Here is a 20,914-nt window from a genome sequence, read left to right as displayed (position 1 = left end):
ACCTACAGCTGCGATTCCACCGGCAGCCAGCTGATCACCCGCGCGGTCCAGCGCTTGCCGAGGCTGGCACCGGGTTCGGCCTCCACCCAGTGCGGTGGCGGCTGCCGTTCCAGCCAGCGCAGCCTGTCGTTGTGGCCCAGGGCCAGCCACCAGCTGTGCGCGGGGTTGGCCAGGCGCAGGTACTCCTCGCGCAGCTGCGCCCCGAGTACCGGATCATCGAACAGCACGCCCATCTCGGTGTTGAGGTAGGCCGAGCGCGGGTCGAGGTTGAACGAGCCGACGAAGCCGCGCCGGTCGTCGACCACGAATGCCTTGGTATGCAGGCTGGCGCCACTGCTGCCGAACAGGCTGGTATCAGGACGGCCGTGCGCCTTCAGTTCGTACAGCTGCACCCCGGCCTGCAGCAGTGGAACGCGGTAGCCCATGTAACCGCCATGCACGGCGGCCACATCGTTGGCGGCCAGCGAATTGGTGACCACACCGACCTGCGCGCCCGTGGCGGCCAGTGTCGACAGCGCAAGCACGCCGTCGTCGCCGGGCACGAAGTAGGGCGAGATCAGCAGCGCGCTGCGGCGGGTGCTGCGCAGTTCCTCGCTCAGCGTGCTGACCAGCCAGCTGCGGCGATCATCGTCGCGATGCTTCATCGGCGGATCGGAGGCGATGCGGACATCGGCGCTCCAGTGCAGTGGTTCCGGGCTGGGCCGCTGCAGCAGGCGCGAGGCTGCCACGCGCTGCAGGTACGGTTGGGCCTTGGCATGCATCGCATCCAGGTCCGATTGACGCACCAGCTGCCGCAGCTGCGCATCGGTGTAGGACGCCAGTGCGGAAATCGGAATCGCCGCGCTGCTGTTCCAGTAGTCGTCGAAGATCTGGTTGGCCTGCTGCACGGCCGGCCCGGCCACCACCAGGTCCAGGTCCTGGAAGTTCACATCATCGCGCGCACTGAAGTATTCCTCGCCGATGTTGCGGCCACCGACGATGGCGATGCGGCCATCGGCGATCCAGCTCTTGTTGTGCATGCGGTGGTTCACGCTGAAGGCGCGTTGCACCAGTTCCAGCGTGCGGGCGATGCCGCTGCGGTTGCGGAACGGGTTGTACAGGCGGATCTCGATGTTGGGGTGCGCATCGAGCGCCATCATCAGCGCGTCCTTGTTCTTGGCATTCATGTCATCGAGCAGGATGCGCACGCGCACACCGCGCTCGGCAGCGTCATACAGCGCCTTGGCCATCAGGTGGCCGATCAGGTCGTCGTGCCAGATGTAGTACTGCAGGTCCAGGCTGCGGCCGGCGTGTGCGGTGATCATCGCGCGCGCGGCGAACGCGTCCATGCCATCGCTGAGGAAGGCCACGCCGGATGTTCCGGGATGGGCCTCCTGCAGCGGCACGATCTCCCGGTCGATGTGGGTCTGCGCCGGCTGCAACGGCAGCACCTGCGAGGGCGCGCCCTGCGCCTGCGGCGTGAGATGGTCGGCCAGCAGCAGGCCGGACAACACCAGCAGCAACAGTGCGGCGAGGAGGAGTGCGGCGATGCGCAGCAGGCGTCGCCACAGGGGCTTGGGTAGGCTCATGCCCCGATGGTAGAGCCACGCCATGCATGGAGGAATGTCTGCAGGATCAATCCGGGGTCAGAGCCCTTGCCTGCGGCAAGGGATCCGACCCCGGCGGGGGGCACGCATGGGGTCGGATCCCTTTCCACAGGAAAGGGCTCTGACCCCGGAGCCTCAGAACCGCTCGTCGTTGCCCAGGTATCGCCACTGTCCCGGCGGCAGCGGCCCCAGCGCCACGCGGCCGATACGCAGGCGACGCACCGCCATGACCTGCAGGCCGGCAGCGGTCACCGCCACGCGCAGGCCTTTGGCGGTCAGCCCCTTGCCGGCAAAACGCAGGCGCAGCTCGCTCTGCCAGCTGACCTTGGCACCGCCGGATTCGTGCTGCAGGCGCGCCAGCAGCCACGGCCCGCGCTCGGGGCCGCCTTCGGCCACTTCAATCAGGTACTCCTGCTCGGTGCGGCCCAGGTTGCGCTGCAGGTGCGCCAGCGTCGCCGGATCCTGGCTGACCACCACCAGCCCGCTGTCGCTGGCTGGAAGCGCAGCGGCCAGCTGCAATCCATGGAAATGCCGTTGCAATGGGCGGGTGCCGCTGGCATCGAGTTCGCTGCGGCTGTCACTGCTGACCAGCGCGCACAGGGTTTCAGCGGCGACGCCGGCCGGCTTGTGCAGCAGCATGCTGACCCGTTCGGCCTTGTCGTCGCTGGCCTGGTCGGCCACCACGATCACCGCGCTGTCATCCACCGGCCGCTGCGGTTGCTCCACCACCTCGCCGTTGACCGAAACCCAGCCGCCCTCGATGTAGCGCCGCGCCTCGCCGCGCGGGATCCCGAGCAGGGCGGACAGGTGTTTGTCGAGACGGGTCGGTTCCATGGCGGGCAGGTCGGGCAGGGGGCGCGCAGTGTAGCTGCTGCGGCGGGTCAGCGCTGGCCGCGGTTGGCCAGCTCGGTCAGGTACAGGCGGGTATCGAATTCCAGCTGCAGGTAATCCGGTTCCATGTGCTGGCACAGCTGGTAGAAGGCCTTGTTGTGGTCGGCTTCCTTCAGGTGCGCCAGCTCATGCACCACGATCATGCGCAGGAACGCGGCCGGTGCCTGGCGGAACACGGTGGCGATGCGGATTTCGCGGCTGGCCTTGAGGCGGCCGCCGTGCACGCGCGAAATGGCGGTGTGGGTGCCCAGCGCGTGCTTGATGACCTCCAGCGTGTTGTCGTAGCAGACCTTGTTCAGCGGCACCGATTTGCGCAGGTAGCGATCCTTCAGGTCCTGGGTGTAGTCGTACAGCTGGCGGTCGCTGCGCACCTCGTGCGGGTCGGGGTAGCGCTGCTGCAGCCAGGGGCCGAGCCTGCCCTGTGCCAGCAGTTCGCTGACCTGGGCGACCAGGGGTTCGGGATAGCCGGTGAGGTACTTCAGGACTGCCATGCAGGGGCGGCGGGGCGTCGGTAGAATGGGGCATCCAGATTACACGCGGTACGCATCGACCATGGCAAAGCCCAACGCGCTGCAGGAACAATTGCTCAAGGCCGGCCTGGCCAAGAAGTCGCAGGCCAGCGCCGCCGCGCGCGAGCAGGCCAAGGCCCGCCAGGGCAAGGCCGAGTCGGCGTCGGCCGAGGTCCAGCGCGAGGCTGAACGTGCGCGCGCCGAGAAGGTCGAGCGTGACCGCACGCTGGCGGCCGAGCGCAACGCCCAGGCCCGCCAGGCTGAACAGAAGGCGCAGGCCAGGCAGATCATCAGTGCCCACGCCGTGCCTCACAAGGGCGATGACGAGTACCGCTTCAGCGACGGCGCGGCGATCCGCACCCTGCTGATCGACCCCAAGCTGCGCAAGGCGCTGTCGGTGGGTGTGCTGGTGATCGTGGCCCACGGTGACGGCTACGCGCTGCTGCCGCGCGCCGCCGCCGAGAAGGTGCGCGAGCGCGCCCCGGAGGCGATCATCGTCGACCACGGCCAGCCGGGCTCGAGCGCCGAGATCTCCACCGGCAACGCCGAGGACGACGCCTACTACGCCCAGTTCCAGGTACCCGACGACCTGGTCTGGTAAGGCGCGGCTGAACCGGCCGCTACGCCCGCCGGGCATGGCCCGGCGCTACCATTTGCGGCGCAGTGTATCGTCCCCATATCGGGCGACACACCTGCGGAGGATGGCCATGGCCACCGGTTGGGCGGGAGACGGCGCGGTCCAGGACCAGATCGACGCCACCGTTGACGATGCGATTGCCCGTGCGCGGCGCCAGCTGCGCCAGGGCCCGGGTCTGGAACACTGTGAGGAATGCGACGCGCCGATCCCGTTGGCGCGGCGTCAGGCCGTGCCCGGCGTGCGCCTGTGCGTGGCGTGCCAGCAGGCACACGATGAAGCGGAACAGGCCCAGAGCGGCTACAACCGCCGCGGCAGCAAGGACAGCCAGCTGAGGTAAGGGTTGTCCGGCAGGGCTGCGCCCTGCACCTGCGGTAGTGCCGACCGCTGGCCGGCAACAGCAACAGCAACAGCGAGCGTTCCGTGGGGTGGCGGGGCGGTGTCGGAGTGCGGGGGCGCCGCAAGTACGTCCTTGTAGGCTTGGCAGCCGCATCCATGCGGCTGACACCCCGCACTCCGACACCGCCCCACCTCTGACAGATCCCCGCGATCGGGTGGATCCATGCCATGCGTGGATGAAATCTGTCAGATATCGAAGTAAATCGGGGTCAGATCCGTTTTCCACAGGAAAACGGATCTGACCCCATCGGCATGTCCAACAGACCGCAGGAAACTGTCGAAGGCGGGGTGGGTCCGGTTGAGGGGGCGTGAGCCGCATGGATGCGGCGACCGAGCCTACATGGACGTATTTACGGCGTCCCCCTCAACCGGACCCAGCCCGCCAACCCACGGAATGCTCGCTGTTGCTGTTGCCGGCCAGCGGCCGGCACTACCACAGGTGCAGGGCGCAGCCCTGCAGAGAAAACCCCCTCAGCCGTCGCCCTGGATGCCGCCGGGGGCCTGCGCCGGGTCGCGCCAGCGGCGCACCGTGCGTTGGAAGAACAGGTTGTTCGGCAACTGAAGCACCGTGCCTTCGTGGCCGTCACCGGTCTCCTGCAGCGTGGTGTAGATCAGGTTGACGTCGATCACCCGGCCCTTCAGGCCCGGCTTTTCGCCGTTCTCCAGCACCTCGATGTAGTCGTGCAGGCGGAACGGGCGGGTGGTGAAGATCAGCAGCGTGCAGAAGATGTTGGACAGCACGCTCCAGGCTGCGAAGAAAGCCACCGCACCCACCGCGGCGAAACCGGTGAAGGCGGTCCACAGCACTGACGGCGATGCCCCGAGCAGGCTGAGGATGTACAGCACGGCACTGAAATAGACCACGAAGCTGATGATGCGGCGCGCGCCCATCACCATTTCCGGTGGCAGCGTGTAGTGCTCGGCGAAGCGTCGGATCAGGCGACGGGCCAGCACCCGCAGCAGCCAGGCCACCAGCAGGGTCAGCAGGATCTTCACGGCGATACCCACGTCATGCAGCCACGGGTGGGTCCAGGGTGGCAGGTGATCCTTCAGCGACAACATCATGGGGGCGACAAGCAGGTGGCGATAACGGCCCTCGATGTTACCCGCCGCGTGCCGGTGTTTCGACCATCGGTGTCCAGGCCAGGCAGACCAGCGCCTGGCGATGCTGGTGCAGGCAGGCGCGGCCGGCGTCGGCGCGCAGATGCAGCGACAGGCCCAGGGCCTGCAGCACGACGCAGGCGGCGATCACCAGCAGGGCGGCGCAGGTTGGGCTGGACATGTCAGGACTCCACAGGAGGTTTTCAGCAGGGACTTCCCATGGATGCAGCAACCAGCGGAAAGGTTGCATCGCTTCACGCGGCGATCGGCTCTAAACCTTTTCCCGGCCCGCCGCATCCAAGCGATATGCTCGACACCACCATGCCCGCGCCGCCTGCCGCCAACGACGCCGTCGATGAACCCGCTTTGGTGCGGGCGGCCGCCGCCGGCGATACGGCCGCCTATGAACTGTTGTACCGGCGCCACGCGCCACGCGTGTTCGCCGTGCTGTGGCGGCTGTGTGGCGGCCAGCAGGCACGTGCCGAGGATGCATTGCAGGAAGCCTTCCTGCAGGCGTGGAAGGCGCTGCCGGGGTTCCGTTTCGAGAGCAGCCTGTCGACCTGGCTGCATCGGCTGGGGGTCAACGCCGCACTGATGGAACTGCGCGGTCGCGCCGCCGGGCAGGACCACGACAGTCTGGAGGATGTCGACGGCGGCCTGCAGGAACTGGCGGTGCATGACCGCTGCGCGGGCACCGAGCGTGACCTGGAGCGCGCATTGTCGACACTGCCACCACGGGCGCGTGCGGTACTGGTACTGCACGATATCGAAGGCTGGAAACACCAGGAAATCGCCGAGCAGCTGCAGATGGCTGTCGGCAGTTCCAAAGCACAGTTGCATCGTGCGCGCGGCCTGTTGCGCGCACGGCTGGGAGACATGACATGAGTACGCACGACCACGATTCCGACCCCGACCTGCAGGCCCGGCTGCGCGCGCTGCCCAACGAGCGCGATGTGCCGGCCGATGGCTGGGCACGCCTGTCGGCCCGGCTGCCGCCGCGCCAAGCGCAGCCGGCTGCGGTGACCACCGGCAACGTGGTGGCGCTGCCGCGACGTTCGCCGCGCCGCGTGTGGTTGCCGTTGGGCGCTGCGCTGGCGGCCAGCCTGGCGCTGTATGCGGTGGCACCGTGGCGCCATGCGCCGCCGGAGGCGCCGGCGCCGTCCCCCCTGCAGCTGCAGGCGGCGGCGATGACCGAACAGTACCAGCAGGCCGTTGCAGCGCTGCCCGATGGGCGTGCACTGGAATGGCAGCCGGCGCTGCATGAACTGGATGAAAGTGCAGCACAGATCCGCGCCGCGCTGGCGCAGGATCCGCGCGCCCCGCACCTGCTTGGCCAGCTCAAGCGCACCTATGCGCTGCGGCTGGAACTGACCCGGCAGGCGGCCTATGCCGTCGAGTCCGGCCTGACGACCTGAGGAGACCCCACATGACCCGAACCCTGATGTCCTGCTGCGTCGCGCTGCTGCTGGTGCCTGCCGTGGCGCTGGCCGACACCCGCATCGACGAACGCCACACCCTGGCCACAGGAGGGCGCATTGAACTGAGCAACGTGGCCGGCAAGGTGACCGTGCGCGGCTGGGATCGCAATGACGTGCAGCTCACCGGCACGCTCAGTGACGGCCTGCAGCTACGCCAGGAGAAGAGTGCCAACCGTGTGCGCTGGGAGATCGAGTACCCGCGTCGCAACAACAATGGGGGGGCGACGCTGGTGCTGAACGTGCCGCGTTCGGTGGAACTGCTGCTGAGCACGGTCAGTGCCAGCCAGGACATCGCGGGCATCGAGGTGCGTCGCCTGCAGGCCGACACGGTCAGCGGCAGCCTGTCCGCATCCGGGCGCAGTGGCGACAGCAAGCTCAATACGGTCAGCGGCAGCGTCAATGCGCGGTTGCAGACGCCGAAGCTGGACGTGAACACCGTCAGCGGCCGGATCGAGGCCGGGGGCGGCGTGTCGGGTGATATCGGGGCGCAGACGGTGTCTGGCCGGGTCGAGGTCGACGCCGGTCGCGTGCAGCGGCTGGCGGTGGAAACGGTGTCGGGCAGCATCGACCTGGCCGCGGCCCGACTGGCGCCGGGGGGCCGTATCAGCGTCGAATCGGTGAGTGCCTCGGTCAATCTGCGGCTGCCGCGCACGGTGTCGGCACAGCTGTCGGTGAACAGCTTCAGCGGTTCGATCAACAGCGACGCCGGCCAGGTGGAGCGGCCGCGCTATGGCCCGGGCAGCCATCTGGATACGCGGCTGGGCGGCGGTGATGGTGACATCCGCATCCAGTCGCATTCGGGCAGCGTGCAGGTTCGCCTGGACCGCTGAGCGCGGCCGGGCAGGCCGCGGCGGCAGCGCCGCCGCGGTCGGAGCGGGATCAGCTGGCTTTCTTCAGCGCCCAGGTGGTGCCGAGGACTTCGATCTTGCCACCGGCCTTGCGGAACGCAGCCAGGTCCGAAGCGATCGAATCACTGCTGACCACGGTGCTGGCGGCCGCGCCCTTGCGTTCGCTGCGGATGCTGTTGCTGGCCTTCGCGGGGGTCTTTGCCTTGCGGGGCATGGTTGCTCCTGTCAGGTGGAAGGGGAGGAAAGCGCCCAGGCATCGGCCTGGCGCAGGTAGTCCTGCCGCTCGCGGCGGCAGTCATCGCCGCCCATCGCAAACTGGCGGCAGATCGCCGGGCGCTGCGAATAGATCGTGCAGCGCAGGTGATAGGGATCGATCGCCGCGCACCAGCCTTCCTCGTTGCGCGCCATCACGGTACGACCGTGCGCATCGCGTGCGAGAAACTGGCCCGGGACCTGGTCGCCGCTCTGCAGCAGTACGGGCAACCGGCAACAGACCGCATCACAACGGCGGCAGTCGATGGGTGCAGGTGCTGCGTCAGGTTGTAAGGCCTCAGGGGCCTGGCGGGTGCCCAAAGCGGGTCTCGATGGCGGCTCCGGTGGTACGCGGACCATGAACGAGCCAGGAAGGCATGGCCGCTAGGCCCGCAGGGCGGGCCGGGCTGCACGGTAGACACACACCGGCGTGGCCGGTGGAAGGTGCAGCGGAGTTCTAGCCGACCAAGAGTAACTTAGGTCGCGTAACGTTTTGTTAATCCTGGCTGGCTGCCGCCAGCGCCAGGCCCTGCACCACCCCCAGCGAGGGCTCGCCGTGGACCACGCGGGCGCCCGGGAAGGCCGCCGCCACAACCTGGCGCAGGTAGCCGGCGCGGGACATGCCGCCGGTCAGGAACACCGCATCCGGGTCGCCACCGATGTCACTGCGGACCTGGGCCAGCAGTTCGCGGATCTGCTCCAGGTAGCCGTGGGCGGCCGTGGCCAGGCCCTCGGCGCTGCTGTCGGCATGCAGGTCGCGGGCGATGTAGTCCAGCGTGCTGCGGTGTTCGCTGGCAGCGCTGAGGGCGATCTTGGCGCGCTCGACGTCGCGGTACAGGCGGGCGGTGTTGCCGGTGTCCTGCAGCGCCTGCAGGCGGTCGCCCCATGGTGCGTCCACATGATCGTACTTGTGCTGGCGGAAATCGCGCTGGCGGGTCATGTCCTGCACGGTGGCCGCTTCCACGTAGTGGTGGGCGGGCACGCGGGTGATGCCGCGGCCGAACAGCGGCATGTAGCTGGACAGGCTCAGCGCCAGATCGATATCGGTACCGCCGCGGGCGATACCCCAAGCGCGGTGGATGCGCGGTGCCGCGTCACCGCCGACTTCGGCGTGGGCGATGTCGGTGGTGCCGCCGCCGATGTCGACGATGACCGCCTGGTGCCGCTCGCGGCTTTCGGCGTGGTAATGCATGGCCGCCGCAGCGGGTTCTTCGAGGAAGTCGATGTGGTCGAAGCCAGCCTGGGTGGCCGCTTCGCGCAGGATGTCCAGCGCCTGGTCGTTGCCGGCCGCACCGATCGAGCTGCGGAACTGCACCGGACGGCCGAGCAGCGCCGCGCGCAGCGGCTGGCCGAGCTGGGCGCTGGCGGTCAGGCGGATGTGTTCGAGGATGTGCGCGGCGATGCCGGTAATGGTCTGCTTCGCACGCGGGTGCAGGTTGTAGCCGAGCATCGATTTCGGGCTCTGCACGAGGTTGCCTTCGTGCTCCTCGAAATAGGCTTCCAGGGCCTCATCGCCGTAGATGGCGTTCTGCAGCAGGTCGCTGGCGCTGCGTTCCTTGCCGGCGCGCGCTTCCATCCATTCCCGGCGCAGGGCGCGCAGGGCTTCGCGGCGCAGCGCCTGCGGCGTGCGTTCCTGGCCGGCGGCACGCGCTGCGCGGGCGGCGCTGTCGATCATCTGCTGCAGCTGGTGTTCCTGCCCATCGTCGAGCTGGAAGTCGTCCGGGTCGGGCACCACGCCGGGGAAATACACGCTGGTGCGGAACTGCTCGGCGTCGCCGAAACGGATCGGCAACAGCTTGCCCTCATGCACGATGGCGGCGGCGGAGTTGCTGGTACCGAAGTCGATGCCGAGGCGCATGGGGCGTTCCGGGGGCGGGCGGGGGCCGCGCACTCTGCGGCAGTTCGCTGCCGACTGCAAGTTCCAGCGCCGCCCCGTTCCTGGCCGCGCCTGCGGGCCGCTGGACCGCGCCCGGGAAATGGGCATGCGGGCCGGGCGGTTACAATGGCAGCTGTTGATTCATTTTGAGGTACTTGCCGATGTCTTCCGTCCCCGCCTGCCCGCAGTGCACCCTTGAAAACACCTACGCCGATGGCGCGCTGTGGATCTGCGCCGACTGCGGCTTCGAATGGACCGCCGAGGAAGGCGCCGGTTCGAGCCTGGTCGTGCGTGACAGCAACGGCAACACGCTGCAGGCCGGTGACACCGTCACCGTGATCAAGGACCTGAAGGTGAAGGGCTCTTCGATCCCGCTCAAGCAGGGCACAGTGATCCGCAACATCCGCCTGGTCGAGGACGATGCCGAACACATCGAAGGCAACTCGGACAAGATCAAGGGGCTGGTGCTCAAGACCTGCTTCCTCAAGAAGGCCTGAGCCCCTTCAGCGCCGCACCTGCTGCTGCGCGCGCCAGCGGGCCAGGCTGTCCAGCTTGGCCTGGTAGCGCGCCTGCTGCTGCGCACCGCCCAGTTCCTGGGCGCGCAGCAGTTCACGATCGGCACGCCCGAGCTGGCCGGACAGGAAGTAGACCCGCGCCAGCCCGAAGTGGAATTGATGGGCGGTGTCGTACAGGCGCACGGCCTGCCGGTAGTAGCGGATCGCATCGTCCAACCGGCCGGCACGTTCGGCCTGTGCGCCGAACATGTACTGCGCGAACGGATCCTCGCGCTGCACCGAGCGCAGGCGCTGTTCCAGCGCCTGTGCCTGCACCACCATTCCCAGCCGGCGGTACAGCGCGCTGACGTTGCTCAGTGCCGCATCCTGGCGCCCGTCCAGGTGCAGGGCCATTTCCAGCGCACGGCGTGCGGCAGCGGTATCGCCACTGCGGTTTTCCAGCACGCCCAGGTTGTTCCAGGTGGCAGCGAAGGTGTTGTCCTGCGCCAGCGCAGCGTTGAAGAACGCGCGTGCGCCGTCCAGATCACCACTGGCCATGCGCTCGGCGCCGCGGTTGTTGTAGAAGTGCGCCAGTGCCCGCGACGCGCTGATCGGCTGCGGGCCGCGACGGTCGTACAGCACGTTGCGATCCAGGTCGACGGTGGCGAAGCGACCGCCGAAGCCGACCCCGGCATTGACGTGGCCGACGCTGTAGACAAACCCCTGATCCTGGTCCTGGTACCACGACACCACCTGGCCGACTTCCTGCACGCGCGCCTGGATGCCGGCTTCGCGTGCCAGGGCCACGAACATCAGCGTGAACGCCAGGCAGTTGGCACGGCGCTGCTGCCAGATTTCGGCGACGGTGAGGGTGGCATCGGCGTCGTACTGCAGGTCCAGTCCATGGCGGTCGAAGATCATCTCGACCAGCCCCTGCAGGCGCTGCTCGCGCGAGAAACCACGACTGATCACCTGGATGCGCAGCATCTCGCGCATGGCCGGCGGAATCTCCGAGACCTGCGATGGCGGTGGAATGACCACTGCGGCGCTGCGGGTGGGGGAGGCCGCGGCCGGGGCATCCAGTGCGAAGGCGGGCGCTGCGGCCAGCGCGGCCAGCACCATGACCAGGAATCGGGCGGCAGGACGGTACATGACGGCTCCCGGCAGCGGCGGGCGCTCCCGCCTGTGGCGAGTGTAGACCCGCCGCTGCACGGGTGCAGCGACCGTTGGTCGGCGCGCGCGTTCATCCACAGCGGATGTGGACCAGCACTCGACAAAGCTGTGGACAACCGTACCAGGGCCACGCGTGGCAAGCGTTGTGAGTGCATGGTGAAAAACTCGCCAGCTTGCCCGGGGCCCGCGCAGGCGGGATGATCCGGCCATGGACTTCTCACCGCTGGCACTTGCCCCGGCGCAGTGGCAGGCATTGCAGGACAGTTATGCAACGCCGCCACGGGCCTACCATCACTTCGGCCACGTGCGCGCCGTGTTGCAGCACTGCCAGGAGGTGGCTGACGGCCCCGGTTGGCAGCAACCGGCCGAGGTCTATCTGGCCGTGCTCTACCACGATGCGATCTACCAGGCCGGGCGCAAGGACAACGAGGCCCGTTCGGCGCAGCTGGCGCTGCTCACGATCGCGCAGGCACCGGAACTGGCCGGCGTCGATGCCGCGCGGGTGGAGCAGCTGATCCTGTTGACCGCCCGCCACGGCGAACTGGGGCCCGACGATGTCGATGCCGAAGCGGCGCTGTTCCTGGATTGCGACATGGCGATCCTGGCCGCGCCCGAACCGGTGTTCAGCGCCTACGACCGTGGCGTTGCCGAGGAGTACAAAGGCGTGGTGCCCGGCTTCCTGTACCGTGCCGGGCGCCGCCGCTTCCTGCAGGGGCTGTTGCGTACGCCGCGCATCTTCCTCAGCGACTTCTTCCACCAGCGCCTGGATGCGGCGGCCCGCGAAAACCTGCGCCGCCAGCTGGGCGGCTGAGCCGGGCCGTTACACTGGCGCCTGTTTCCCCCCCCATGCTGCGTGCCGCCGTGTCTGTTCCCGATCCCGATCCCCGTCCGCTGCCGCCGGAAGAGCCAGGTCCCAACGAATGCTGTGGCAGCGGCTGCCCGCTGTGCGTGCTGGATCTGTATGCCGACGAACTGCAGCGCTACCGCAAGGCGCTGGCGGAATGGCAGGCACGACATCCGGAGGCCGCGCCATGAGCCGTGCGCGCCCGGCAGCGCTGCTGGCACTGGTGGCCCTGCTGGTGTTCGTGGCTACCGCGGTGTGGACCCAGTTCGCGCGCACCGACCTGGACTGGGTACGGGCCACGCTCAGCCTCTACCTGCATGGCCCGTGGGGGCTGGCGTTGCGCGCGGCATACTGCCTGCTGGCGCTGGCCATCGCGGTCCTCGGCATTGCGCTGTATCGCGCCAGCGTCGGCCCACGCCGCAGCGCCGCCGCACCCCTGCTGTTCACCGTTTCCGCGCTGGGCCTGGCCACCGTCGCCATCGGTGACAGCTGGTTGCCCGAGGCGACCCCGCTGCTGGCGCCCTTCATCCATGGCCTGGCGGCCAACACGGCGTTCCTGTGTGCCAGCGTCGGCATGCTGCTGCAGGCCTGGTACCTGCGCCGCGAGCCCGGCTGGAAGACCGCGGCCGGCCTGCTCTGGGGCTGGGCCTGGCTGGCCTTCGTGCTGCTCTGGCTGCACGTGCTGTGGCGTGCCGGGCCGCCGCGCGGGCTGGGGCAGAAGGCAGTGATCGCGGTGATCGTGGGCTGGCTGCTGTACCTGGCGTTGACGTTGTACCGGCGCAGCCGCCGCGCTGCGGCCCACTGAAGCCTCAACGGCCTGCACCGGTACGTGCTGTGCACGCGGCGGCGGCGTATCGTGTGCGCATTCCATCGGGGATGCGACATGAAGCGTGCAGGGCTGGGCAGGGCAATGGGTGTGGTACTGGCGCTGGCTGCGCTGCCGGCGATGGCAGCAGGCAGCGTTCAGCAGTTCAGCCACGGGCGTTTCGACCAGATTCCGGTGCACATGCCGGCCGGCACGCCGCAGCGCGTGGTGATCTGGTTCCATGAACCCAGCGCCGGCGGAGATACCAGTCGCCTGCCCATCGAAGCCCTTCGCGCCGACGGCGCACTGGTGGCTGCGGTGGATATCGCGCACCTGCGTGGCGTGCTCAAGCGCGAAGGCGACCCGACCTGTTCGTTCGGCGCCGGTGATGTGGAGAATTTCTCGCGCTGGCTGCAGGCGTCACTGCATCTGCCCGGCTATCACCTGCCGCTGGTAGGCGGTGACGGCGAAGGCGCCGAGATGGCCTACACCCTGGCCGCGCAGGCCGACACCCAGGTGTTTGCCGGCCTGGTGACCACCGGCTTCTGCCCGGACCACAGCCACGAGCGCATGGTCTGCGGCGACGGCGTGAAGCACAACACGTTGCAGCCTGCCGAGTTGAATTTCCCGTGGCTGAGCGCTGCGGGCGACCACGGCTGCAAGGTGGGTGAAGCCAGCCGCTTCGTGCAGCAGGTAGCGATGGCGCGTGAGTTCAAGCGCAGCGCCCATGGCGATGCGTCACCGGGCCTGGTGGCCGCCGCACGCGTACTCGGTGCGCAGGCCGGGGTCAGCCTGGCGCCGCCACCGGCCGCTCTGAAAGGACTGCCGGTGGTGGAAATGCCGGCGACCGGCAATGGCGACACGCTGGCGGTATTCGTGTCCGGCGACGGCGGCTGGGCCGGGCTGGACAAGGAAGTGGCGTCCTCGCTGAACGAACATGGCGTGGCCGTGGTCGGCATCGATTCGCTGCGCTACTTCTGGAGCGAGCGCACCCCGAAGGGATTTGCCGCCGACCTGCAGAAGATCATCGATCACTACCGGCAGCAGTGGCGGCGCGACAAGGTGATGCTGATCGGCTTCTCGCAGGGCGCCGATGTGTTGCCGGCGACGATCAACCAGCTCGATCCCGCTTCCCGTGAGGCGCTGGAGCGCATCGTGCTGCTGTCGGTGGGCAAGAAGGCCGACTTCGAATTCCACGTCAGCAACTGGCTGGGCGGCGGCGGCGACGGCCTGCCGATCGCACCGGAAGTGGCCAGGCTGCCGGCGGCAAAGACCTTGTGCGTGTATGGCGACAAGGATGACGACGCACTCTGCCCGGATCTGCCGGCCAATGACGGGGTGAAGAAGGTGAAGCTGCCCGGCGATCACCACTTCGGCGGCGATTACGACCGCCTGGCCGAGGTGATCCTGAAGGGCGGCGCCTGACGCTCGTGTAGCGTCGAGCCATGCTCGACGGATGTTGAACACCACGGGATGTGGCTGTCGACCAAGGTCGACACCCACCAGAGCGAGCCGGTAGCGCCGGGCCATGCCCGGCGACAAGCGGCGCGTCAGTTCCGCCGCGGATCCAGCGAGATCAACCGCGTGGCATCCAGCAGCGCCGCCGGCAGATGCATGCCGCCCGGCGCGGCGAGGTAGCGCGGCCGCCACTGCGGATCGAACTTGGACTTGAAGCGACGCAGCCCACTGAACCCATAGAAGCGTTCGCCGTGCCGCGCCAGCAGGCCGGCCAGGCGGTTCCAGCGCCCGGCCAGGCGATGCTGGGCCAGCCCGGACAACGGCGCCATGCCCAGCGAGAAACGCGCATAGCCCTGCGCGCGCCCCCACAGGAACAGCTCGATGAACAGGAAGTCCATCGTGCCCTTCGGTGCTTCGTTGACGTGGCGCATCAGGTCCACCGACAACTCGGCACCGGCCGGTGCCTGCCACAGGTTGGCGAACGCGACGATCTGGCCTTCGGCCTCGACCAGGGCCACCGGGAAGCGCACCAGGTAGTCCGGGTCGTAGCTGCCCAGCGAGAAGCCCTTCTCGTCGCCGGCCTTGTCTTCCAGCCATGCGTTGGAGATCGCGTGCAGGCGCGGCAACAGACTGGGGATCTCTTCGGTAGGCGCTACCCGGAACGACAGCCCGCTGCGCTTGCCGCGGTTCCAGGCCTGGCGCAGGTCGGCGCGCTCGCGGCCTTCCAGGCCGAAGTCGTGCAGCGGCACCATCGCTTCCTCGCCCAGCTTGACCAGGCCCAGGCCGAGGTCGAGATAGGTCTGCCAGTAGGTTTCGCCCACCTGGTAGAACACCGGGCGCAGGCCAAGCCGATCGGCTTCCTCGCGGAAACGCCAGATCAACGCGCGCGCGACCTCCGGCGGTCCGACCGGATCGCCCATCGCGATCAGCGAGCCGCCATAACGCTGCATCATCACAAAGCCCTGCCTGGCATCATCGCGCAGCACCGCCTTGTCGGCGGTCAGCACCAGGCAGGCCTGGGTATCGGTGGCGCCGGCCAGCACCGGTGCCAGCGCCTGCAACGTGGCCTCATCGGCGGCGGGCAACGGGCTGCGCGTGCTGTGCAGCAGCCGCGCCAGGCCGAACATCACCAGCGCAATGGCCACCACCAGCAGCGCACGCAACGCGCGCGGTGCGTTGCCGGACAGCGCGAACTGCCACCACAGCTCGTTCTGGTATTCGACATGGCTGTAGGTGAAGAACAGCAGCCAGGTGACTGCCACCAGCACCAGGCCAAGGTTGCGCAGCCAGGGCCAGGACCAGGCTTCGTCCAGCAGCGCGCCCTGGCGGTAGAACTCGCGGCGCGCGGCCCACAGCGCCATCGCCACCAGCAGTGCCGAGACTGCGATCAGCGGTTGGCCGCCACGCAGCCACAGCGGCAGCGGCGTGATCACGCACACCGCCATCGCCAGCATCCACGCTGCGTGGCTGCGCCGGGCCAGGCCCTGGCCGATCAGCAGCAGGGCGACGCCGCTGAGGCTGCCGATCAGGTGCGAGGTTTCCAGGATCGGCAGCGACGCGTTGAGCAGGTGGCGGCGTGGGGTCGGCAGGGTGCCGTCGATGACCAGCGCGGCGCCGACACTGAACACCGCCAGCGCGATGATCTGCGGCAACCAGGGGCGAAGCGCGTTCCAACCCGCACGGGTGGCGCCGGCGCTGGCCTGCAGCGGTTGGCGCAGGGCCGGTGCCAGCGCCAGCAGGGTGGCCAGCAGCAGCGGCAGCACGTAATAGGTGACGCGGTAGATCAGCGCGGCCGCCAGCACCGCCGCCGGCGCCACCTGCGGCAGCAGCTTGAGCAGGCTCCATTCGAACACGCCCAGGCCGGCCGGCACGGTCGACACCAGGCCGGCCAGCACCGCGACCAGGTAAAGGCCGACGAAGCCGGGCAGGCCGGTCGGAGTCGAATCGGGCAGCAGCACGTAGAACGCGGCGCTGGCCAGCACCAGTTCGATGACGCTCAGCACGGTGACGCCGATCATGGTGCGGCGGTCGGGCAGCCACAACGCATGGCCGAACACGCTGAACTGGCGTCCCTCGCGCCCCACCAGCAGCAGGGTGGCCGCGTAGGCGAGCAGGGCGACGATGCCGACCACGCGCACCGCATCGGGATCCAACGGCAGTGCCAGCGCCGCCGCCGCCGGTTCCATGCACAGTGCCACGCTGATCAGCAGCCACGCACCGAACACGAAGCCCAGCGTGCTCATCAGCACCACCTGGCCGATCTGCGCCAGGTCCAGGCCGGCCGTGCGATAGCCGCGCAGGCGCACCGCGCCACCGGTCAGTGCAGCAAAGCCCACGGTCTGGCCCAGGGTGTGCGCCAGGAACGCGGTGATGCCGATGCGCGCCGGATGCACGCGGATGCCGCTGCGGCGCAGGCCGATGGCATCGAAGCCGATCAGGCAGGCGTAGCTGGCCAGGCCCAGCACCACGGTGAGCGCGATCTGCGTGCCGCTGAGCTGGTGGAAGGCGTGGCGGATGGCACGGTAGCCATTCTCGTCGAACTCGTTGGCCAGGCCGTGCAGCGCCAGGGCGAGGATCAGCAGCGGGACGACGATGGTCAGGACCCGCTTCCATGCCGGGGTGGAGGGAGCGGTGGCGGGGTCGGTGGTTTCGGTCATCGGCGCAAGCGTGCGTCAGGGAGGGCGAGGGCAGTGTCAATGCAGGCGTGGCGCATCGTGCGCCTGTCTTCGGCATTTGACCAGCAGCGCTGTCGGAAGCGGGTAGTGACCGCGTGTGCAGGGGTGTCCTGCACCCACCGTTGACCGGTTTGGAGGACAATGCAGGCCTGATCACCCGCAGGAGCCACGCCCATGATGGAGCGTTACGACGTCGGACCGCGCATGTCCGAAATGACCGTGTACAACAAGGTCGCCTACCTCTCCGGACAGATTCCGGAGGACACCAGCCAGGACATCACCGGGCAGACCCGGCAGGTGCTGGCCGAGATCGACAAGCTGCTGGCGCTGGTGGCCAGCGATCGCCAGCACGTGCTGCGCGCCGAAGTGTTCCTGGCCGACATGGCCGACTTCGACGGCATGAACAAAGCGTGGGATGAGTGGGTGGTGGAAGGCGCGACCCCGGCCCGTGCCACGGTCGAGGCCAAGCTGGCCCATGCCGAATGGAAGGTTGAGATCGTAGTGACGGCGGCGGTGCCGTAACCCTGTTTAGGGTCAGAGCCCTTTTCTGCGAAAAGGGCTCTGACCCTTCTGTGCCGCGGGGTCGGATCCCTTTCCGCAGGAAAGGGCTCTGACCCCTTACAGGGGCAGCATCTCGATGCAGTCCACCGGGCACGGCGGGATGCACAGCTCGCAGCCGGTGCACAGATCGGCAATCACCTTGTGCATGTACTTGGCACCGCCGACGATGGCGTCCACCGGGCAGGCCTGGATGCACTTGGTGCAGCCGATGCAGTCGGCTTCCACGATCAGCGCCACCTGCGGCGCCTTGTGCTCGCCGCGCGAACGGTCATACGGCAGCGCCGGCACGCCCAGCACCTGAGCCAGTGCACGCGCACCGGCATCGCCGCCCGGCGGGCAGCGGTCCACCGTGGCCTCGCCCCGCGCCATCGCCTGAGCGTACGGGCGGCAGCCGTCGTAGCCGCACTGCCCGCATTGGGTCTGCGGCAGCAGGCGGTCGAGGCGTTCGGTCAGGGGCGGGATCAGGCTCATGCGTGGCGAAGGCTGCGCGTTGGGGTCACTTCAGGGGTTTGCCGCGGAACCAGCGCTCGTGGGCCAGCGCCAGCATCGGCTTGTCTTCGGAACTGTCGCCGTAGGCATGGATGCGCACGTAGCGCGACAGGTCGAACTGGCGACGGATGTGCTCGACCTTGCGCGGGCCACAGTCGCCACCGGCGTAACGACCGGTCAGGCGGCCGTCCTGGCTTTCCAGGCGGTTGCAGATCAACTGCAGGCCCAGCTGCTCGCACCACGGCCGCAGGTACAGGTCCAGCGAGCCGGACACGATCACCACCGTGTGCTGCTGTTCCTTGTGCCAGCGGATCTGCTCCAGCATTTCCGGGCGCACCACCTCGGGCAGGAACTCACGCGAAAAGCCGGTGGCCAGCGTGGCGATGTCGTCGCTGTGGCGGTCGCTGAAGGTCAGGCGGGTGACGCGCGCGCGGATGCGTTCGGCCGAGATCAGCTTCAGCTTGTACGCCAGCAGCCACGGGCCGACCTTCCACCACGCCTGCGCCAGCTGTTCGGCGGTGGCCACGCGGCGCAGGAAACGGCCATAGGTATCGCAGGTGGTCACGGTGTGGTCGAAGTCGAACAGCGCCAGTTCCATTGCGTTGCCTCCCATCGCAGTGCGTTCCGGTGCCGGCGGGCGCGGCCGGTGACCACGCCCGCAGTGGGCATCAGCGGACCGGCATGCCCGGCTGTGCACCGCTGTCGGCGTCCAGCAGCGCCAGCGCGCCGCCGTCGAAACCGGCCGACAGGATCATGCCTTCGCTCAGGCCGAAGCGCATCTTGCGCGGGGCCAGGTTGGCGATGAACACCACGCTGCGACCGACCAGCTGCTCCGGCTCGCCGTAGCTGCCGCGGATGCCGGAGAAGATCTGGCGCTTGCCCAGCTCGCCGGCATCCAGTTCGAAGCGCAGCAGCTTGTCCGAGCCTTCCACGAACTCGCACACCAGCACCTTGCCGATGCGCAGGTCGAGCTTGGCGAAATCATCGATGCCGATGTAGGCCGGCGCGTCGGCGCTGCTGGCGTCGTCCTTGGCCGGTGCCGGTGCGGCCGGCTTGACCGCTTCGGTCTTGGCGGCGGGAGTGGCAGCGGCGGCTGGCTGCAGGGTGTCCTTGGAGGCGTCGATCATGGCGTCAATCTTCTTCGGGTCGATACGGGTGAACAGTGGGGTGTACTCGGTGATGCGGTGGCCCAGCAGCGGCTGTGCCAGCTCGGTCCAGTCGTTCACCGGCGCGGCCAGGAAGGCCTCGGCCTGCGCAGCGGTGGTCGGCAGCACCGGCTTCAGCGCGGTCACCAGCACGCGGAACAGGTTCAGGCCCTGGCTGCACACCGCCTGCAGCTGCGCGTCGGCGCCGTCCTGCTTGGCGATCACCCACGGCTTGACGTCGTCGATGTAGCGGTTGGCTTCGTCGGCCAGGGTCATGGTCAGGCGGATCGCCGCGGCCGGGTCATTGCGCTCGTAGGCTTCGCGGATCGGCGCCAGTCCGTCGACGAAGCGCTGGTATTGCGCCGCATCGGGCAGCTGCGCGGCCAGCTGGCCGTCGAAACGCTTGCTGATGAAGCCGGCGCAACGGCTGGCCAGGTTGACGAACTTGCCGACCAGGTCGGCGTTGACGCGGGCGATGAAGTCACCCAGGTTCAGGTCGAGATCGTCGACGCCGCCGCCGGACTTGGCCGCGTAGTAGTAGCGCAGCGCTTCCGGTTCCAGCCCGGCATCGAGGAAGGTACGGGCCATCACGAAGGTGCCGCGCGACTTGCTCATCTTGGCGCCGTCCACGGTCAGATAACCGTTCACGTGCAGGCGGGTCGGCGCGCGATGGCCGGTGCCGTGCAGCACCGCCGGCCAGAACAGGCCGTGGAAGTTGACGATGTCCTTGCCGATGAAGTGGTGCAGTTCGGTGCTGGTGCCGGCGCGCAGGTGCGCGTCGAAGTCTTCGCCCAGCTTGCCGCACAGGGTCTGGAAGCTGGACAGGTAGCCGATCGGCGCGTCCAGCCAGACATAGAAGTACTTGCCCGGCTGGCCGGGAATCTGGAAGCCGAAGTACGGCGCATCGCGCGAGATGTCCCACGCGCGCAGGCCACCTTCGGCATTGAGCCACTCACCGAGCTTGGCCTTCACGCCCGGCAGCGCCACGTCGCCGGCCAGCCATTCGCGCAGGAACGCATCGAAGTGGCCCACCTCGAAGAAGAAGTGCTCCGAATCGCGCATTTCCGGTGTGGCACCGGAAATGACCGAACGCGGCTCCTTCAGGTCGGTCGGCGCATAGGTGGCACCGCACACTTCGCAGTTGTCGCCGTACTGGTCGGGGCTGCCGCAGTTCGGGCAGATGCCCTTGACGTAGCGGTCGGGCAGGAACATGCCCTTGGCCGGGTCGTAGAACTGCGCCACCGAACGGCGGCTGATATGGCCGGCCGCTTCCAGCTTCAGGTAGAACTGCTCGGTCAGCGCCTTGTTGGCCGCCGAGTTGGTCGAGTCGTAGTGGTCGAAGGCGACGCCGAAGGCGGCGAAGTCACGCTCGTGGCTGGCCTGGATGTTGGCGATGAAGGTTTCCGGGGTGACCCCGGCCTTCTCGGCCGCCAGCATGATCGGCGTGCCGTGGGTATCGTCGGCGCAGACGAACCAGGCGGTGCCGCCACTCATTCGCCGCGCACGCACCCAGATGTCGGCCTGGATGTAGCCGACCAGGTGGCCCAGGTGGAGCGGGCCGTTGGCGTAGGGCAGGGCGGTGGTGACGAGCGCGGTACGGGTCATGGTCGCGGGGTGAAGCCGAGGGGAACCGCAGAGTATCGCATGCCCGCAACGAGGTGACCCGGCCGGGGCCGGGTCACGAGGGGATTGCGCG

24 protein-coding genes are annotated in these 20,914 nt (G+C 68.5%); 11 read left to right on the top strand and 13 right to left on the bottom strand.

Annotated features, from left to right (window positions below):
* Positions 1-2: 2 nt before the first annotated feature.
* The 3 genes from C9412_RS08165 to C9412_RS08155 all read right to left on the bottom strand — a co-directional run bounded on the left by C9412_RS08165 (position 3) and on the right by C9412_RS08155 (position 2,968).
* Positions 3-1,592, bottom strand: coding sequence for a phospholipase D family protein (locus C9412_RS08165; RefSeq protein WP_107231158.1), 1,590 nt, complete (start codon positions 1,590-1,592; stop codon positions 3-5).
* Between the two features lie 129 nt (positions 1,593-1,721).
* Entirely contained in the window at positions 1,722-2,420 is a 699-nt protein-coding gene (locus C9412_RS08160; RefSeq protein ID WP_107231157.1) for an RNA pseudouridine synthase, read from the bottom strand.
* 47 nt (positions 2,421-2,467) lie between these two features.
* The gene (locus C9412_RS08155; RefSeq protein ID WP_107231156.1) at positions 2,468-2,968 is read right to left on the bottom strand and encodes a M48 family metallopeptidase; all 501 of its coding nucleotides are present in this window, start codon (positions 2,966-2,968) and stop codon (positions 2,468-2,470) included.
* 61 nt (positions 2,969-3,029) lie between these two features.
* Here C9412_RS08155 and C9412_RS08150 point away from each other — a divergent pair, with 61 nt between their 5' ends.
* Together C9412_RS08150 and C9412_RS08145 are read left to right on the top strand one after the other, a co-directional pair.
* Positions 3,030-3,587 carry a DUF2058 domain-containing protein gene (locus C9412_RS08150; RefSeq protein ID WP_107231155.1) on the top strand — a complete coding sequence of 186 codons (558 nt, stop codon included), beginning with the start codon at positions 3,030-3,032 and terminating at the stop codon, positions 3,585-3,587.
* 106 nt (positions 3,588-3,693) lie between these two features.
* The gene (locus C9412_RS08145; RefSeq protein WP_107231154.1) at positions 3,694-3,960 is read left to right on the top strand and encodes a DksA/TraR family C4-type zinc finger protein; all 267 of its coding nucleotides are present in this window, start codon (positions 3,694-3,696) and stop codon (positions 3,958-3,960) included.
* Positions 3,961-4,490: 530 nt separating this feature from the next.
* Here C9412_RS08145 and C9412_RS08135 read toward each other — a convergent pair.
* Both C9412_RS08135 and C9412_RS08130 read right to left on the bottom strand, forming a co-directional pair.
* Positions 4,491-5,084, bottom strand: a complete 594-nt coding sequence (locus C9412_RS08135) for a mechanosensitive ion channel family protein (RefSeq protein WP_107231153.1) — start codon at positions 5,082-5,084, stop codon at positions 4,491-4,493.
* Between the two features lie 37 nt (positions 5,085-5,121).
* A complete protein-coding gene (locus tag C9412_RS08130) occupies positions 5,122-5,301 on the bottom strand; it encodes a hypothetical protein (RefSeq protein ID WP_057497409.1) in 180 nt (59 codons plus the stop codon).
* A 125-nt stretch (positions 5,302-5,426) separates the two neighbouring features.
* Between C9412_RS08130 and C9412_RS08125 the strand changes: the two genes are divergently transcribed.
* From C9412_RS08125 to C9412_RS08115, 3 genes are read left to right on the top strand one after another with little or no spacing between them, the layout of a single operon-like run.
* A complete protein-coding gene (locus tag C9412_RS08125) occupies positions 5,427-6,005 on the top strand; it encodes a sigma-70 family RNA polymerase sigma factor (protein ID WP_032965935.1) in 579 nt (192 codons plus the stop codon).
* Positions 6,002-6,535 (top strand): hypothetical protein, encoded by a 534-nt coding sequence (locus C9412_RS08120; RefSeq protein WP_107231152.1) that lies wholly within the window; start codon positions 6,002-6,004, stop codon positions 6,533-6,535. Before C9412_RS08125 ends, C9412_RS08120 begins: the two co-directional genes overlap by 4 nt.
* Positions 6,536-6,546: 11 nt before the next feature.
* The gene (locus tag C9412_RS08115) at positions 6,547-7,428 is read left to right on the top strand and encodes a DUF4097 family beta strand repeat-containing protein (RefSeq protein ID WP_107231151.1); all 882 of its coding nucleotides are present in this window, start codon (positions 6,547-6,549) and stop codon (positions 7,426-7,428) included.
* A 49-nt stretch (positions 7,429-7,477) separates the two neighbouring features.
* Here C9412_RS08115 and C9412_RS08110 read toward each other — a convergent pair whose 3' ends face one another.
* From C9412_RS08110 to C9412_RS08100, 3 genes are all read right to left on the bottom strand, one after another.
* Complete coding sequence (locus C9412_RS08110) at positions 7,478-7,660, bottom strand: hypothetical protein (RefSeq protein WP_005410566.1); 183 nt, start codon at positions 7,658-7,660, stop codon at positions 7,478-7,480.
* Positions 7,661-7,671: 11 nt separating this feature from the next.
* A complete protein-coding gene (locus C9412_RS08105) occupies positions 7,672-7,965 on the bottom strand; it encodes a YkgJ family cysteine cluster protein (protein WP_107231266.1) in 294 nt (97 codons plus the stop codon).
* 229 nt (positions 7,966-8,194) lie between these two features.
* Entirely contained in the window at positions 8,195-9,556 is a 1,362-nt protein-coding gene (locus C9412_RS08100; RefSeq protein WP_107231150.1) for an Hsp70 family protein, read from the bottom strand.
* A 179-nt stretch (positions 9,557-9,735) separates the two neighbouring features.
* Between C9412_RS08100 and C9412_RS08095 the strand changes: the two genes are divergently transcribed.
* Positions 9,736-10,071: a zinc ribbon domain-containing protein YjdM gene (locus tag C9412_RS08095; RefSeq protein ID WP_107231149.1), complete on the top strand. Its 336-nt coding sequence runs from the start codon at positions 9,736-9,738 to the stop codon at positions 10,069-10,071.
* A gap of 6 nt (positions 10,072-10,077) precedes the next feature.
* On the opposite strand, the gene C9412_RS08090 is transcribed toward C9412_RS08095, so the two are convergent.
* Positions 10,078-11,220 carry a transglutaminase domain-containing protein gene (locus C9412_RS08090; RefSeq protein WP_107231148.1) on the bottom strand — a complete coding sequence of 381 codons (1,143 nt, stop codon included), beginning with the start codon at positions 11,218-11,220 and terminating at the stop codon, positions 10,078-10,080.
* Between the two features lie 229 nt (positions 11,221-11,449).
* On the opposite strand from C9412_RS08090, the gene C9412_RS08085 reads away from it, so the two are divergent.
* The 4 genes from C9412_RS08085 (at position 11,450) to C9412_RS08070 (ending at position 14,315) form a co-directional block, all read left to right on the top strand.
* Positions 11,450-12,052, top strand: a complete 603-nt coding sequence (locus C9412_RS08085) for a hypothetical protein (protein WP_107231147.1) — start codon at positions 11,450-11,452, stop codon at positions 12,050-12,052.
* A gap of 35 nt (positions 12,053-12,087) precedes the next feature.
* Positions 12,088-12,276: an oxidoreductase-like domain-containing protein gene (locus C9412_RS08080; protein ID WP_107231146.1), complete on the top strand. Its 189-nt coding sequence runs from the start codon at positions 12,088-12,090 to the stop codon at positions 12,274-12,276.
* Positions 12,273-12,890 (top strand): DUF998 domain-containing protein, encoded by a 618-nt coding sequence (locus C9412_RS08075; RefSeq protein ID WP_107231145.1) that lies wholly within the window; start codon positions 12,273-12,275, stop codon positions 12,888-12,890. The genes C9412_RS08080 and C9412_RS08075 overlap by 4 nt, the downstream gene beginning before the upstream one ends.
* Before the next feature lie 78 nt (positions 12,891-12,968).
* The gene (locus tag C9412_RS08070; RefSeq protein WP_308811146.1) at positions 12,969-14,315 is read left to right on the top strand and encodes an AcvB/VirJ family lysyl-phosphatidylglycerol hydrolase; all 1,347 of its coding nucleotides are present in this window, start codon (positions 12,969-12,971) and stop codon (positions 14,313-14,315) included.
* A gap of 125 nt (positions 14,316-14,440) precedes the next feature.
* On the opposite strand, the gene mprF is transcribed toward C9412_RS08070, so the two are convergent.
* Positions 14,441-17,005: a bifunctional lysylphosphatidylglycerol flippase/synthetase MprF gene (mprF, locus tag C9412_RS08065; RefSeq protein ID WP_107231143.1), complete on the bottom strand. Its 2,565-nt coding sequence runs from the start codon at positions 17,003-17,005 to the stop codon at positions 14,441-14,443.
* Positions 17,006-17,197: 192 nt separating this feature from the next.
* On the opposite strand from mprF, the gene C9412_RS08060 reads away from it, so the two are divergent.
* Positions 17,198-17,545, top strand: a complete 348-nt coding sequence (locus tag C9412_RS08060; RefSeq protein ID WP_049426796.1) for a RidA family protein — start codon at positions 17,198-17,200, stop codon at positions 17,543-17,545.
* Positions 17,546-17,641: 96 nt separating this feature from the next.
* Here C9412_RS08060 and rnfB read toward each other — a convergent pair whose 3' ends face one another.
* The 3 genes from rnfB to metG form a co-directional block, all read right to left on the bottom strand.
* Positions 17,642-18,055, bottom strand: coding sequence for an Rnf electron transport complex subunit RnfB (gene rnfB / locus C9412_RS08055; protein ID WP_107231142.1), 414 nt, complete (start codon positions 18,053-18,055; stop codon positions 17,642-17,644).
* Positions 18,056-18,080: 25 nt separating this feature from the next.
* Positions 18,081-18,671 (bottom strand): HAD family hydrolase, encoded by a 591-nt coding sequence (locus C9412_RS08050; RefSeq protein WP_107231141.1) that lies wholly within the window; start codon positions 18,669-18,671, stop codon positions 18,081-18,083.
* A 70-nt stretch (positions 18,672-18,741) separates the two neighbouring features.
* Positions 18,742-20,823 carry a methionine--tRNA ligase gene (gene metG, locus C9412_RS08045; protein ID WP_107231140.1) on the bottom strand — a complete coding sequence of 694 codons (2,082 nt, stop codon included), beginning with the start codon at positions 20,821-20,823 and terminating at the stop codon, positions 18,742-18,744.
* Positions 20,824-20,914 lie beyond the last annotated feature (91 nt).

It is taken from the genome of Stenotrophomonas sp. Nf1 (genome assembly GCF_003028475.1).
Lineage (GTDB): Bacteria > Pseudomonadota > Gammaproteobacteria > Xanthomonadales > Xanthomonadaceae > Stenotrophomonas.
The sequence above is the reverse complement of the archived record's forward strand: the minus strand, read 5'-3'. Positions and strand labels throughout refer to the sequence as shown.

What these genes read in the sequence shown, in the direction of transcription:
- C9412_RS08150 (WP_107231155.1), top strand. Translation starts at nt 3,030, where the DNA reads ATGGCAAAGCCCAACGCGCTGCAGGAACAATTGCTCAAGGCCGGCCTG.
- C9412_RS08145 (WP_107231154.1), top strand. Translation starts at nt 3,694, where the DNA reads ATGGCCACCGGTTGGGCGGGAGACGGCGCGGTCCAGGACCAGATCGAC.
- C9412_RS08155 (WP_107231156.1), bottom strand. Translation starts at nt 2,968, where the DNA reads ATGGCAGTCCTGAAGTACCTCACCGGCTATCCCGAACCCCTGGTCGCC.
- C9412_RS08050 (WP_107231141.1), bottom strand. Translation starts at nt 18,671, where the DNA reads ATGGAACTGGCGCTGTTCGACTTCGACCACACCGTGACCACCTGCGAT.
- mprF (WP_107231143.1), bottom strand. Translation starts at nt 17,005, where the DNA reads ATGACCGAAACCACCGACCCCGCCACCGCTCCCTCCACCCCGGCATGG.
- C9412_RS08070 (WP_308811146.1), top strand. Translation starts at nt 12,969, where the DNA reads ATGAAGCGTGCAGGGCTGGGCAGGGCAATGGGTGTGGTACTGGCGCTG.
- rnfB (WP_107231142.1), bottom strand. Translation starts at nt 18,055, where the DNA reads ATGAGCCTGATCCCGCCCCTGACCGAACGCCTCGACCGCCTGCTGCCG.
- C9412_RS08075 (WP_107231145.1), top strand. Translation starts at nt 12,273, where the DNA reads ATGAGCCGTGCGCGCCCGGCAGCGCTGCTGGCACTGGTGGCCCTGCTG.
- C9412_RS08115 (WP_107231151.1), top strand. Translation starts at nt 6,547, where the DNA reads ATGACCCGAACCCTGATGTCCTGCTGCGTCGCGCTGCTGCTGGTGCCT.
- C9412_RS08125 (WP_032965935.1), top strand. Translation starts at nt 5,427, where the DNA reads ATGCTCGACACCACCATGCCCGCGCCGCCTGCCGCCAACGACGCCGTC.
- C9412_RS08160 (WP_107231157.1), bottom strand. Translation starts at nt 2,420, where the DNA reads ATGGAACCGACCCGTCTCGACAAACACCTGTCCGCCCTGCTCGGGATC.
- C9412_RS08110 (WP_005410566.1), bottom strand. Translation starts at nt 7,660, where the DNA reads ATGCCCCGCAAGGCAAAGACCCCCGCGAAGGCCAGCAACAGCATCCGC.
- C9412_RS08130 (WP_057497409.1), bottom strand. Translation starts at nt 5,301, where the DNA reads ATGTCCAGCCCAACCTGCGCCGCCCTGCTGGTGATCGCCGCCTGCGTC.
- C9412_RS08085 (WP_107231147.1), top strand. Translation starts at nt 11,450, where the DNA reads ATGGACTTCTCACCGCTGGCACTTGCCCCGGCGCAGTGGCAGGCATTG.
- C9412_RS08090 (WP_107231148.1), bottom strand. Translation starts at nt 11,220, where the DNA reads ATGTACCGTCCTGCCGCCCGATTCCTGGTCATGGTGCTGGCCGCGCTG.
- C9412_RS08095 (WP_107231149.1), top strand. Translation starts at nt 9,736, where the DNA reads ATGTCTTCCGTCCCCGCCTGCCCGCAGTGCACCCTTGAAAACACCTAC.
- C9412_RS08165 (WP_107231158.1), bottom strand. Translation starts at nt 1,592, where the DNA reads ATGGCGTGGCTCTACCATCGGGGCATGAGCCTACCCAAGCCCCTGTGG.
- metG (WP_107231140.1), bottom strand. Translation starts at nt 20,823, where the DNA reads ATGACCCGTACCGCGCTCGTCACCACCGCCCTGCCCTACGCCAACGGC.
- C9412_RS08060 (WP_049426796.1), top strand. Translation starts at nt 17,198, where the DNA reads ATGATGGAGCGTTACGACGTCGGACCGCGCATGTCCGAAATGACCGTG.
- C9412_RS08120 (WP_107231152.1), top strand. Translation starts at nt 6,002, where the DNA reads ATGAGTACGCACGACCACGATTCCGACCCCGACCTGCAGGCCCGGCTG.
- C9412_RS08100 (WP_107231150.1), bottom strand. Translation starts at nt 9,556, where the DNA reads ATGCGCCTCGGCATCGACTTCGGTACCAGCAACTCCGCCGCCGCCATC.
- C9412_RS08080 (WP_107231146.1), top strand. Translation starts at nt 12,088, where the DNA reads ATGCTGCGTGCCGCCGTGTCTGTTCCCGATCCCGATCCCCGTCCGCTG.
- C9412_RS08135 (WP_107231153.1), bottom strand. Translation starts at nt 5,084, where the DNA reads ATGATGTTGTCGCTGAAGGATCACCTGCCACCCTGGACCCACCCGTGG.